The following is a 12,615-nucleotide window of genomic DNA, read 5'->3' on the forward strand; positions in this document are numbered from 1 at the left end:
GGGCCGTGCTGTGGGGGAGATGCCTATGATCCTTGACGAGAACAGGTCGCCCGACCGGTCCCCCGCCCCTTCAGGCCGAGCGCTGTGGACCGACGACCTCCTGCACCTGCTCGGAGCGGCCCACGAATGTCTGGCGGGTACCGCAGTCCCGGACCTCGACGCCGAAATTGATCCGGCGCTGGCCTACTGCTGCGCCGGGTGATTGGAGGCTACGCCGGGAAAAGGTACGATTGAGTATCTTCCTGGCGCACCGGAGTATGGAGACGTCGCGGCCAGGGCGCCAGCGCTCGGCGTCATCAGTGATCGCTGCCGCGTTGTTCCGTAGGTCGGTGGGCAGCCCGGTCGCCGTCTGGACCAACTGCGGCAGACCGGGATGCCGGCTATCCAAGGCGGCAACCGTCACCGCCACGCCCTCGGTGCCGACCGTGGCCTCGCCGGCTTATGCATGCCGGAGCCGCCATGTGATGAAGGGATCACGTCAGCGTCTCGAGCATTGCCTGGGCATCTTGGACGTCGGGTGTCCAACACCCGTCGGCGAACCATGCGCGGACGGGCGCGAGCAGGGCACGGGCGTCCTCCCGCTTGCCCCGCTCCCGCCAGCACCCGGCCAGGCGTGTCGCGGCGCGCAGCTCAAAGGATTTCGCCCGTTGTCGGCGCGCGACGGCAAGCGCGTCGGTGAAGCACCGTTCCACCGCGGGCATGGGCGCCCCGGCAAGCCGGAGCAGATCGCCCTCGATCCGGTGCATGTCGGCTTTCCAGACCCGTTCGCCGCTCCGCTTGGCCCAGTCCATGGCCTCTTGGATCGTGCGAAGGCCCGCGGCGCTGTCGCCGCGCTCGGCATGCAGTGTCGCCAACAGGGCGAGGTAATGCGGGCGGTGAAAGGCGGTGCCGATGGCCGCGAGGTCCGCGATGCCCCTCTCCATAAGCGCAATCCCCTCCCGCAGCTGCCCCTCCTGGGCGCACACCCAGCCACGGATGATGCTGCTGTGCCCGCGCCACGAGGCGAGACGGTGCCTGTCGGCCCAGGCGATGGCCGCGTCCGCGTGCTCACGGGCGGCGTCGACGTCGCGCAGCAGCTCGGAGAGTTGCGCCCCCGCGTAAAAGCGGACGTGATTGACCGTGTTGGCGTGCTCCAGTTCGACCGCGCAGCGGAGGGCCTCAGCGGCCGTGCCCTTTGCCTGGTCGGGATAGCCCAACGCCCACAGCACCAGGGACAGGAAGGCCAGGCCGGATGCCCGTGGGTCCGTCACCGAGCGCGCGGCCAGCTCACGGTCGCGCTCCGGGTCGTAGAGCGCCGGGATCGCCTCGAATTCCCGTCGAGCGTGCGCGAAGGCGCCGGCCTGCATCAAGGCCGCGCCGGTGGCGCGATGGCTCAACAGCAGAGGCGCCGGCAACCCGGCCCTGAGGGCCAAAGCCCGGCACTGCTTGGCCAAGCGCAGCGCCACCAAGGTCTCCCCCCGCACCACGCGATTGCTGGCCAGGCCGAAGAGGGTCGGGATCAGGCGGTCGGTATCGCCGAGCTGCTCACACAGCCCCTTGGCCCGTTCGTAAGCCCTCGCCACCTGCGGGCCGGTCCACCCGGAAATGGAGATCAGCGGCGTCCCGAGCGCAAGCTGGAACTCGAGCTCCATCCGGTCGCGCTCAATCGAGGCCGGCCGGGCCATCAGGACCTCCAAGCCTCGGTTGAGTTGACGGACCGCCTCCCAATCGGCCGAGCGCTGCGCCGAGCGGCACCCAGCCTTCAACCAGTAGGCCGCCGCGCGCTCGGCCTGCCCCGCTTCCGTCAAATGGCGGGCGACCACCTCGGGTTCGACCTCCGCCTGCTCGGGAAACCGCTCGATCAGCGCCTGCGCGATGGCACCGTGGAGGTCCTGCCGGCGACCGTGCAACAACGTGCGGCACGCGGCGTCCTGAACGAGGGCATGCTTGAACAGAAAGCGCGCGTCCGGCGGTTCGCCACGGCCGAACAGGAGTTCGGCCTCGGTGAGCCGGTCCAACGCGTCCTGCAAAGCGGCGTCGGACCATCCTATGACCGACGCCAGCATGTCGTAGGAGAACTCCCGCCCGATGACCGCGCCGACCTGCGCGACCTCCTTCGCCGCGGGGCCGAGCCGGTCAAGGCGGGCGATGAGCGAGGCGTGCAGCGTTGTGGGAAACGCGGATGTGTGGAACGCTGGTCGGGGTGGGCCGACATCCCCGCTGGGCTCACCGCCGATGCACGCTTCCAGAACCGCTTTGGTCAACTCCTCGATGAACAGCGGCACGCCGTCGCTGCGCGCCACGATGGTGTCTATGGCCTCGCCGGGCAACGCGCGATGACCAAGGACCTGCTGCACGAGCGTGGCCCCCTCTCGCTCGTCCAGCCGGTTCAGCCGGAGCAATGCGACATGCCGTTGGCCAATCCAGGGCGGTTGGAAGTCCGGTCGGAAGGTCACGATGAGCAGCACGGGAAGGTGCTGGACCTTGTCGATGGTGCGGTCGAGCAATTCGCGTGAGGTCGGGTCGATCCAGTGCACGTCCTCGTAGATCATCAGCAGTGGGTGTGCGGCCGCCAAGCATTCGAATTGATGGAGGAGGGCTGTGAAGGTCTTCTCCTTCTTGCGTTGTGGCGTCCAGTTGAGCGCCGGATAACGCCCGGTCGCCGGCAGCGACAGGAGTTCGGCAATGAGCGCCACGTCGGCGAGGGTCGGATGCGCGGGCGCGAGAAGCGCTTCCAGTTTGCTCAACTTGACGGTCGGCGGGTCGTCCCGTTCGAACCCGGCGGCCCGCGCGAGCTGGGCGATCACCGGGTGCAGCGGGCTCTCCGCGTGGTATGGGGAGCAGAACTGTCGCAAGCGTGTGTGTGGTTCGCCCGCGACCATGTCCTGCACGGCGGCAGCGAGGCGGGATTTGCCGATGCCCGCTTCTCCCGCGATCAGGGCCACTTGGCCGTGCCCGTTCTTGGCCGGTTGCCAGAGCGCCGCCAACTGGGCGATGTCCGCCGCGCGGCCGACGAGCGGGGCCAGGGACGTGGGATGGAATGCCTCAAACCGGCTTTCGATCGCGCTGGGCCGCAACACCTCGAAGGGGTGGATGGGGGTCGCGAACCCCTTGACCGCGATACTGCCGAGATCACGGCAGTCGAAAAGAGCGCCAATCAAGAGACGGGTTTCGGTGTCGATGACAACCGTGTTCGGCGCCGCGAGCGCCTGGAGGCGCGCGGCGAGGTTGGGCGCCCGTCCGACCACGCCGCATTCGTGCGCGTCGCCCGAACCAACCTGGGAACCGACGACGACCAGACCGGTGCCGATGCCGACGCGGACCTGCAGGCGCTCGGGCGTTGCGAGGCGGCCGACCCTTTCGGCCAAGCTCAGGCCCGCGCGCACCGCTCGCTCGGCATCCTCCTCGTGGGCTTGCGGATAACCGAAGTAGACCAGGGCTCCATCGCCCATGTACTTGGCCACGAACCCGCCAAAGCCGGCGACGGTGTCGGCGATGCAACGATGATACGCCGCAAACACCGCGCGCAACTCCTCCGGATCAAGCCGGGAGGCCAGCGCGGTCGAGCCAACGAGGTCGCAGAACATGACGGTCAGGTGCCGTCGCTCCGCGGCCGACGTGCTGCCGCGCCCGAACGGCGATGCCGCATGCCCACCGCCCGGAGTTGGCGCTGGAGGCCGCAGCGTCGCCGCCGCCTTCAGGAGCCGTTTGCGGTTGCCGAGCGACAGGCCGAGTCTCTCCAAGTCCGTCTCGGTCAAGTCGGGCAGAATGTCCAGACCGATGTCGTTGCCGCGCAGCACGGCGGCGAGGCCCTGCAAGCCGACGAGCGACAACCATTGTTCGAGCTCACCCACGGCCTCCTCCCTGGAAGGGGGCAGTGCGTTCCAACTGCCACTTTGCAACGCACGGCTGCGAAATGGACACCGATCTCATGGGGATCAACAGTCGAGGGTCGCGTGTTGCACGGCTGTCGTTTCACTGCGGGGCAAGGAAGCGGAGCTCCCCTCTAATGATCAGATTAGGTGTGGGCCTGTGTCCGTCCGCATTGAAAGCAGTCCTGTTGACCGCGGCGTATGAGAGCGGACCAAACGGTTCTGTCAGCTCTCGGGGCAGCTTGCCGGGAGGGGCGTTGACGGATAGGTTCCCAGGCCGCGTTTTGAGCGATCAAGAGAGCCGCCATGAACTGCCCGCATTGCCACTCGTCGGCGACCACCGAGCGGGCGGGGCGAACGGTTCATGGCTTCCGGCGCTTCCGGTGCCGGGATTGCGGGCGGCGGTTCAATGAGCGAACCGGCCCGGTGCTGAACCGGGTCTAGGTGCCGACCGACATCGTGTTTCTTGTCGTCTTCTGGAGGTTGCGCTACAAGCTGAGCCTGCGCGACTTGGCCGAAATGTTTCTGATCCGGGGCCTCGTGTTCACCTACGAGGCGGTGCGGGACTGGGAAGCCAAGCTGGCGCCGCTGCTCGCCGAGGGGCTGCGCAAGCGCCGGGCTGGCAAAGCCGGCCGGTGCTGGCACGTCGATGAAACGTACGTCAAGGTCGCCGGCGCATGGTGCTATCTGGACCGGGCGATCGACCGCGACGGCAATCTGGTCGACGTTTTCCTCAGCGAGACCCGCGACATGGCTGCCGCCAAGGCGTTCCTCCGCTCCGCCAGGTCCGTCACCCAGGTCGAGCCCGAGCAAGTCACCACCGACGGCCATACCAGCCACCCCAAGGCCGTCGCCGACGAACTCGGCACGGATGTCGACCACCGCACCAGTCAGTATAAAAGCAACGTGATCGAACAGAATCACCGGGGCATAAAAGGGCGCTACCGGTCGATGCGCGGGTTCAAGAATTTCGATGCGGCTCATCGCTTCTGCCGCGCCTTCGACGAGGTCCGTAACTTCCTGCGTCCGGCTACCTACATCAACCAGACCATCTCGCCCGCCCGTCGGCGGGTCACCCACGTGCAGCGCGTGGCCGCGCTGCGGGACCTGATCTGTGCCGCATGATACAGCTTCTGGCAGTTATTCGTCTGCCACGGCACAACTCTCCCCAAAAGCTGACAGAACCGCCTTGATGGGACGCCTGCACGGCCCTGTACCTCTACACGCAGATCGTGGGCAAGTACCGCCTTGCTCGGACACCCTGGGTGAACCACTCCTGGCACGCCACGCTGTACGTAAACGGACGGGGGCTGACAACCGGACCGGTCCCCGACGGACCGGGCGGCGTGGAGGTTGCCTTCGACCTGATCGATCAAGAGGTGGTGGGGTGCGCCACTGATGGCCGATCCGGCCGCGTCGCCCTCGGCCCGACGACGGTCGCCGACTTTCACCACCCGCTTCATGGAGCTGCTCGCGTGGCTCGGGGCCACGCCCCGGCTGGACGGACGTCCCAACGAGGTGCCTAACCTGGTGCCGTTCGCCGAGGACCGGATTGAACGTCCCTAGGATGCGGATGCCGTGCAGCGGTTCTTTGGCGCTCTGGTGGCTGTTGACGGCGTGCTGAAGCGGTTCCGCACGGGATATCTCGGGAAGGTCAGCCCGGTGCATTTCTTCTGGGAAAGCTTCGAATTGGCGTTCATGCGCTTCTCCGGGGCCGCGGCGCCCTTTCATCCCGGTGGGATCCCAGCCCTGCCGGATGAGGTCCGGATGAGGTCGCCCGCGAGGCTTACAGCCACGAAGTGTCTTCAGCAGGCTTCTGGCCGGGCGGCAGGATGATCGAGTATTCCGCCTTCTACTCCTTTGCCAACTCGGCGCCCGAGGGATTCGCCGAAGCCAAGGTCGAGTCGGAGGACGCGCATTTCAACCGTGACCTCGGCGAGTTCCTGCTGCCTTACGATGCCGTGCGTCGGGCGGCTGACTAGGATGCGACGTTGATGGCGTTTCTGGAGAGCACCTACCGTGCGGCCGACGTCGGCGGCTGGGGACGCGGACGTCTTGAATACGCGCTTGGAGAACCACGTCGGCCACGCTCGCTGTGACGGTCCACCGACTCACGTTTTCCAGTGTAGCAGAAGGGGTCGGACGTCATGGCGCGCTCCTAAGGGTTGATCCGGGGCGGGTTCGATCCAGGGCGGCGGCTTCGGTCCTCAGCAGGCTCAGCACGTCTGGGACGCATTTCCCGCACTGCGGCGCGCAGCCCAGGTGGCGGTAGACGCCAGCCGTGCGGCGGGCGCCGTTCCCGATGGCGCGGGCGACTTGCGTTTCGGTGATCCCGTTGCAAATGCAAACATACATCGTCCGCGCTCCCGCCTGTCCGGGGCAAAGGGTGAAGGGCCGGAGGACAAACGGCCGCCTGGCCCTTTCTTCCGTCGGTCACGCCCGTCAGCAGAAGGCCGGGGCGACACCGGCGACCATATCCGCGGCCTTCGGGGTGAGCGTCGTCAGCGTCTGCACGAACTTTGGGTGGGTCATGCCGCTGCCGATGTAGGTCCAGCGCATCGCCTGCCACTGCACCATGGCGATCTCGTCCCGCTCGGTCGGGGACAGGGGCTCGCAGTTGCGTCCGGTAGCGCGGTGCAGGCCGTCCAGGTTGAAGTCCATCTGGGCCTGAAGGCCGCCGTCGATCATGGCGCCGATCTCCAGATACTCCGCCATGGCGGCCATGATCGCGTCTTCGCTGCGCCCCGCGGCCAGCGCTTCGACCATCAGCGTGTCGAGTTTGGCGTGCTGGGCCTCCTCCATCCAGTGGTGGCGGAGCATGCTCTTGAACAGCGGGTCGAGATTGTGGTCCTCCTTCACGCTGTGCAGGTAATGCTGCTGGGTCATCCACTCGATGTGCAGGATCAGGATGGCAACAGCCAAGGCATCGTGGGCCAGGACGGCCTTGGCGATCTCGGCCGGCGGGCCGATCACGTCCACGGTCGTGCCGAAGTCCTTCTGGAATTCGTCGCGGAAGCGTTTGAACAGGTGGATGTGTTTGGCCTCCTCGCTGGCGAATTGCAGGAAGGCGCGGGTGCGCCAGTCGTTCTCGTCGAGATGCGGGCGGGCATGGTCCAGCACAAAGGGCAGGATGAATTCCTCCACCAGCCCGAAGATGCACAGGTACTCGTAGCCGCGGATCTGGTTCAGAGTCAGCCGTTCGCGCGGGGTCAGGAAGGTCAGCGCCTCGGTGCGCGCCAGCGCTTCGGGCATGAAGGGCTTGGTGAAGTCCAGGCGGCGGTCGCCCCCGATCAGGTCTTCCACCCGCCAGTTGATCCGTTCCGACGCCGCCAGGACGTCCTGATAGGTGTAGCCGTGAGCCGTGTCGAACGGGGAGCGGTGCTGTCCGTATGCCATGTCGCGATTCCTTTTTTGAAGAGATGCGGGGAGCGCTTCAGCGCCGCGCGGAGGTGGTGTCGTAATGACCGTCGCGGATCGCCCAGAGGTCGGTGCGGCACAGCCCGACGTCCTTCAGCGCGCGCTCGGTCATGGTGTAGAGCGCGGCCATTTCCCGGCGGCGGTGCCGTTCCGCAAGACCGCGCATGGCCGCGGCGGTGAGCGTGAAGATCCGCTCGAACTCGCTTTTCCAGAAGCGGCGCCGGGTCGGTGTGCCGGTGACGGCGATGGCGGTGGCCGTGGCGGTTGATGTGTCGTTCATGGGTTCCCTCCGTTGGTTTGCTGCACCGCAGGTCCGACCGCGGCATGGACGGACCTTCGCGCAGGGCCGTGGAGGCCAGCGTTGGAACCACTGTGGGAATGACACGGAAAAGGCATGGAAACGGCGCGCCGAGCGCGCCGCCGGACGCTTCATCAAGGAAATCATACGGTCGGCGGATGAACACTTCCAGTGCCCGCCGATCGTCAAGTCCTGCACATCAATGCTTTAGCATTGATCAAGAGGGTGATGCAGACGACGCCTTCAGGCGCCGTCTGCATCAGGCCGTGAGCACGGCCCGCGCGTCCCTCAGGTCGGGGGTGTCCGCCCCATCCTCGAACCGCGTCAGCAGCGGTGCGATCATCGCCGCCGCCGCGTCCGCCCGGCCGCGTCGTTGCAGCAGGCGGGCGAGACTGGTCGCCGCCCGCAGTTCAGGCCCCAGCGCGCCTTGCCGCCGCGCCGCCGTCACCGCCTCCACAAGGCAGGCCTCGGCCGCCGCAGGAACCGCATCCTCGCCGCAAAGCAGCAGGTCGCCCTTCAACCGCAGGATCTCCGGGGCCTGGAAGTTGGCGCCGTGCCGCGCCGCCGTTTCCAACGCGCGGTCCATCGCCCGCAGGCCGTCGGCCCGCCGTCCGGCCTTGCCGTAGGCTTCGCCCAGCAAGGCGACCAGATAGGGAAGCCCCATCTCCGCGCCCGTCGCGCGGATGGCGGTCAATCCCTCCTCCATCCGCGCGATGCCCTCGGCAAGGCTGCCGAGTTGGGCCAGCGCCCAGCCCAGTTGGAACAGGCCCTGGGACAGCAGCAGCGGCAGCAGGTAGCGTTCGCACACGGCGATGGTCTGCTCGGCCCATTCCTGGGCCTCCGCCGGTTCGCGCCGGAACAGGTGGACGTAGCCGAGCGCCCATTCCGCCAGCGCCAGCGTCAGCGGGTGCCCGGTCTCCTCGGCCAGCGCGTAGGCCTCGCGGCAGCGGCGGACCGCCGCATCGGGGAAGCCCCGCTGCCACAGCATCAGGCCGGAAAAGGTGCGGCAGCACACGCCGGGATCATGCCCGGAATAGAGATAGGTCAGCTGGTGGTGCCGGTCGCAGCGGTACAGCGCCATGCCGCGGCTGGCGTGCTGCCCGGCGTCGTCGTAGTCGCCGCGGAAGAAGCTGTTGCTCCAGAACAGGTGGTGCATCTCGATGTGGACGCCGGGGTCGCGGCTTTTCGCGAACAGCGCGATGCAGCGCTGGCCAAGCTGGCGGGCGATGTCCAGCTCGCCGCGGATCATGTGGAACTGCCCCTGGCCGCGCAGCACCGCGAACAGCTCCCGCTGGTCGTCCAGCCGTTCGCACAGGACACGCGCGCGGGCATAGGCGTCGGCGACCTCCGGCGCGCCCCAGCCCCGGGCCGCCATCATCGTGACGCCCAGGGACTTCTGGTAGGCAAGCTCCGTGCGCAGCCGTTCCGTGGTTTCCGGCAGCCGGGCGAGGATCCCCAGCCCCCGCTTCAGCAGATCCGCCGCCTCCAGGTGCGCCGACCGCCGGATCGCCTTTCCGGCGGCTTGGAACAGGTAACCCACCGCCTTGTCCCACAGCTCCCCCGCCGCGGCGTGGCGAGCCAACTGGTCGACCTGCTCGTCCAGCCGGTCGGCCGAGTTTTCCTCAATCCGGTGCAGCAGCTCCACATGCAGCGCCCGGCGCCGTTCCCGCAGCACGCTGGCGTAGGCCACCTCGTGCGTCAGCGCGTGCTTGAAGGTGAACTCCAGGTCGGGCGGCAAACGGGTCTCGAACAGGAACTCGGCCGACTGGAGTTCGGACAGCCCGTCATACAGCTCCTCCTCCGTCAGTCCGGCGACCGGCCGCAGCAGCGCCACCGGCACGTCGCGCCCGATCACCGACGCGATCTGGAGCAGTCCTTTCAGCCGCGGCGGAAGCCGGTCGATGCGCGCCGCGATCACCGCCTGGATGGAGGAGGGCAGTTCGAGCCCGTCAACCGGCCGGGCGAGGTGGTAGCGTCCGGGCTGGCCCTCCAGCGCGCCGGACTCCGCCAGCGCCCGCACGGCCTCCTCAATGAACAGCGGCGTGCCCTCGGTGCGGATGGCCAGCGCCCGGCGCAGCGGCAGCAGGCCCGGATCGCCGCCGAGCAGCCGTTGCAGCAGCGTGTCCGCGTCCTCTGCCACGAAGGGGTTGAGCCGTATCTGCGAGAAGTAGGACTTGCCGGCCCAACCGTGCCGGTATTCCGGCCGAAAGGTCACCAGCATCAAAATCGGCAGGGCGCCCAGGCTTTCCACGATGGTGTCCAGGGCGGCTTGGGTCGGGGCGTCGATCCAGTGCAGATCCTCCAGCACCAGAACCAGCGGCTGCCGCCGCGCCTCGCGCATGACCAAGGCCTTGACGGCGTCCAGCGTCTGGCGGCGGCGCTGCATGGGGCTCAGCGTCTGCCAGCGCGGGTCGTCAACGGGCAGGTCGAGCAGGGTCAGAAGGGCGGGCAGGTGGGGCAGCAGCTCCGGATGGCCAGCGACGATCTTGACCTGCACACGATCAGCGACCTCCGCCTGCACGTCGCGCTCTCCGATGCCGAACCAGGACCGCAGCAGGCCGCTGATGGGCAGGTAGGCGGCGTGGACGTCCTGCGGGCCGGCGCTGGTCTCCAGCACCATCCAGCCCTGCGGCACCGCCGCCTGGAGAAATTCGTGCACCAGCCGGGACTTGCCCATGCCCGGCTCCCCCACCACGGCAACCACCTCGCCGTGCCCGGTGCAGACGCGGGAAAGGGCGCGGCGCAGGCCGTTGCATTCCGACCGCCGCCCGACGAAGGCCGAAAGCCCGCGCGCCGACCGGATCTGCCAGCGCGACCGCGGCGGCGCACGGTCGTCCAGGGCGAACAGGTCCACCGGCTCCGGCCCCAGATGCAAGGCGGGGAAGGGGCGCACGCGGACAAAGCCCTCGGCGCGGCGGAGCGTTTCCCGCGTCAGCGCGATGGTGCCGGGATCGGCGGCCTGTTCGACCCGCTCCGCGATCTTGACAACCGGCCCCACCGGCTCCACGGCGGGGGAGCGCTCGTCACCCGCCGGGCGCACGACCACCTCGCCGGAATGCAGCCCGATGCGCAGCGTCAGCGCCGCGTCGGACGGCGGTTCCAGCACCGCCCGCATGGCGAGCGCCGCGTAGCAGGCGCGCACGGCGTCGTCCTCATGGGCCACCGGGGCGCCGAACACGGCGGTCACGCCATCAGTCCGCGACGCGCCGAGCGCGCCTTCGAAACGCACAACGGTCTGCTTGATCGCCTCCAGAGCGGGATCGAGCCGTTGCAGGCTTGTCTCCGGGTCGTGGGAGGCTTCCCACGGCAGCGCTTCGGCGATGGAGGCGACCAGCACGGTGACGTGCTTGCGCTCCGTCCCCGCCTGCGGCGGTGGGACGGGCGCACCGGGTGCGGACACGGGTGCCGGGGGAGGGGAGGGGGGCGGCTCAGGGACCTGCGTTACGGGTCGTTTGTACCGGATCGGCACCGCCGTTCCGCGCACCTCCTGCCAAGCCTGCCGCAGCGTGACGTCCGGCAGGCCGCCCTCGCGCAGAATGTGCAGGCCGCTGTTGTAGTGCTGCTCCGCCTCCTCCCGGCGGCCGGTGGCGGCCAGCAGGCGCACCAGATCGGCGCGCGCCGCCACGCACTCGGGATCAAGCCGGACCAGCGCGCGGGCGTGGGCAAGCGCGTCCTCCGGCCGGGTCCACAGGCGGTGGACGAGCGTGGCGAGCACGGCGGCATGGACACTGCGCACCTCCTCGCGCTCCGCCACGCACCAGGCCTGGAAGTCGTGGTTGTTGGCGAGGTCGAGGTCTTCCAAGAACTCGCCCCGCACCGCGCGTGCGACCCTCAGCAGCCGTTCGGTATCCGCGGACTCCACCCCCTCCGCCGCCAGCGCGCGCAGGTCGAACAGGTCCACCTCCACGCCGTCGCCTTGGAAGGCCACGCTGTCGCGCCCGGCCAGGATGCGCGCCCGGTCCGGTTCATCGATGAGGCGCCGCAGCTTGCTCAAGGACCAGCGCAGGGCGCCCCGCGGGTCGTCGGGAACCTCCCAAAACAGGGAGCAGAGATGCTCCCGCCGGAGCGGCCGACCGGTCGCCACAAGGTAGGCCAGCAGTGCGCGGGTTTTCTTCGACTGGGGCAGGGGCAGCCGCTCGGCGCCCCGCGTCACCTCAAGTTCCCCAAGCAACCGGATGGACAGCATGCCTTCCCCCGCCATAATCACGGGTTGGGAAATGCCCCGGGAGCACGCGGTCTGGTCGTCAAGCGGCCTTCAGGTGGCCTTTTCGGGGCGGTACCGGCCACCGTCCCATCGTCGCCGGACACGGCGGTGAGGCGATGCTGTGTTCATAACACCGCAACGCCGACATTGTGACGCTCGCGGCGGATTCCGGTGTGGGTTCCGGTGCCGGCTACGTCAGGCCGGGATGGGAAGCGCGCTGTCCTACCGGCGGGCGCGGACGTTGCTGGCCGAGTCGCTGCCGTTGGAGACAGCCCCGGAGGTAGAAACGATCCGCCGGCACACGCTCCAGGTCAGAGCCCGGCTCGAACGGGCGGCGCTTGTCCCGCCAGAGGAGGTAACAACGCTGCTGCGCGCCCTGGAAACCTACGTTGCCGGAAAGGCCGACCTGATCATCGACTACGCCGCCGCCCAGCACCGGGCGAGCCCATCTCCACGACGACGACCGACAGCACGGTCCAGCGTCTGCTGCACCGGCGCATGGGCGCCAGCCAGCCGATGCGCTGGTCTCCGCGGGGCGCTCACCGAATGCGGACGGTGCGCACCGCCGTGATGAACGGCACGCTCGCCTCCGAGCCCGCAAAGGCCAGCGCAGCTCCCACGCTGCCGAACCCTATGCCCGCTGACCTTTTCACCACGCAGCGTGAAGGCTCCCAGAAGCCCTTCTCGCGCCCGTATCCGCGGCGCCGTCGGACCGCTTGCCGGATGGACGCCTTCCAACCCGGCCGGCACGGCGCACGCAGCCGACGCGGTTGTGCCCGTGACGTGCCGCGGGCCATGGCCGGCCCACGCCACGCGCGTGACGGTGTCGCGAGGGCATCGTCAAG

Annotated in this window: 9 protein-coding genes and 2 pseudogenes; 6 read left to right on the forward strand and 5 right to left on the reverse strand. The window is 68.6% G+C overall.

Features of this window, described 5'->3' with window-relative positions:
- Positions 1–473: 473 nt before the first annotated feature.
- Positions 474–3,833, reverse strand: coding sequence for an adenylate/guanylate cyclase domain-containing protein (locus M2351_RS18045; protein WP_264657505.1), 3,360 nt, complete (start codon positions 3,831–3,833; stop codon positions 474–476).
- Positions 3,834–4,157: 324 nt separating this feature from the next.
- Between M2351_RS18045 and M2351_RS45095 the strand changes: the two genes are divergently transcribed.
- The 5 genes and pseudogenes from M2351_RS45095 to M2351_RS18060 form a co-directional block, all read left to right on the forward strand.
- A complete protein-coding gene (locus tag M2351_RS45095; RefSeq protein ID WP_406567400.1) occupies positions 4,158–4,295 on the forward strand; it encodes an IS1/IS1595 family N-terminal zinc-binding domain-containing protein in 138 nt (45 codons plus the stop codon).
- Positions 4,296–4,976: an IS6 family transposase gene (locus tag M2351_RS18050; RefSeq protein WP_264657506.1), complete on the forward strand. Its 681-nt coding sequence runs from the start codon at positions 4,296–4,298 to the stop codon at positions 4,974–4,976.
- 107 nt (positions 4,977–5,083) lie between these two features.
- Entirely contained in the window at positions 5,084–5,377 is a 294-nt protein-coding gene (locus tag M2351_RS45100) for a DUF5996 family protein (RefSeq protein WP_406567401.1), read from the forward strand.
- Between the two features lie 52 nt (positions 5,378–5,429).
- On the forward strand, positions 5,430–5,687 hold the full coding sequence (locus M2351_RS45105) for a DUF5996 family protein (RefSeq protein ID WP_406567402.1): 258 nt from the start codon (positions 5,430–5,432) through the stop codon (positions 5,685–5,687).
- Positions 5,627–5,833: pseudogene (locus M2351_RS18060) on the forward strand (DUF5996 family protein); the annotation flags it as partial. The gene M2351_RS45105 and the pseudogene M2351_RS18060, both read left to right, overlap by 61 nt.
- A 163-nt stretch (positions 5,834–5,996) precedes the next feature.
- Here M2351_RS18060 and M2351_RS18065 read toward each other — a convergent pair.
- The 4 genes from M2351_RS18065 to M2351_RS18080 all read right to left on the reverse strand — a co-directional run bounded on the left by M2351_RS18065 (position 5,997) and on the right by M2351_RS18080 (position 11,752).
- On the reverse strand, positions 5,997–6,206 hold the full coding sequence (locus tag M2351_RS18065; protein WP_264657508.1) for a (2Fe-2S)-binding protein: 210 nt from the start codon (positions 6,204–6,206) through the stop codon (positions 5,997–5,999).
- Positions 6,207–6,293: 87 nt separating this feature from the next.
- Positions 6,294–7,247 carry a diiron oxygenase gene (locus tag M2351_RS18070; protein WP_264657509.1) on the reverse strand — a complete coding sequence of 318 codons (954 nt, stop codon included), beginning with the start codon at positions 7,245–7,247 and terminating at the stop codon, positions 6,294–6,296.
- A gap of 37 nt (positions 7,248–7,284) precedes the next feature.
- On the reverse strand, positions 7,285–7,548 hold the full coding sequence (locus M2351_RS18075; protein WP_264657510.1) for a DUF1127 domain-containing protein: 264 nt from the start codon (positions 7,546–7,548) through the stop codon (positions 7,285–7,287).
- A 277-nt stretch (positions 7,549–7,825) separates the two neighbouring features.
- Positions 7,826–11,752, reverse strand: coding sequence for an AAA family ATPase (locus M2351_RS18080; RefSeq protein ID WP_264657511.1), 3,927 nt, complete (start codon positions 11,750–11,752; stop codon positions 7,826–7,828).
- 334 nt (positions 11,753–12,086) lie between these two features.
- Here M2351_RS18080 and M2351_RS18085 point away from each other — a divergent pair.
- Positions 12,087–12,376, forward strand: a pseudogene (locus M2351_RS18085) (ISKra4-like element ISAzba1 family transposase); the annotation flags it as partial.
- Positions 12,377–12,615: the final 239 nt, after the last annotated feature.

The sequence above is a fragment of the Azospirillum canadense genome (genome assembly GCF_025961225.1).
GTDB lineage: Bacteria > Pseudomonadota > Alphaproteobacteria > Azospirillales > Azospirillaceae > Azospirillum > Azospirillum canadense.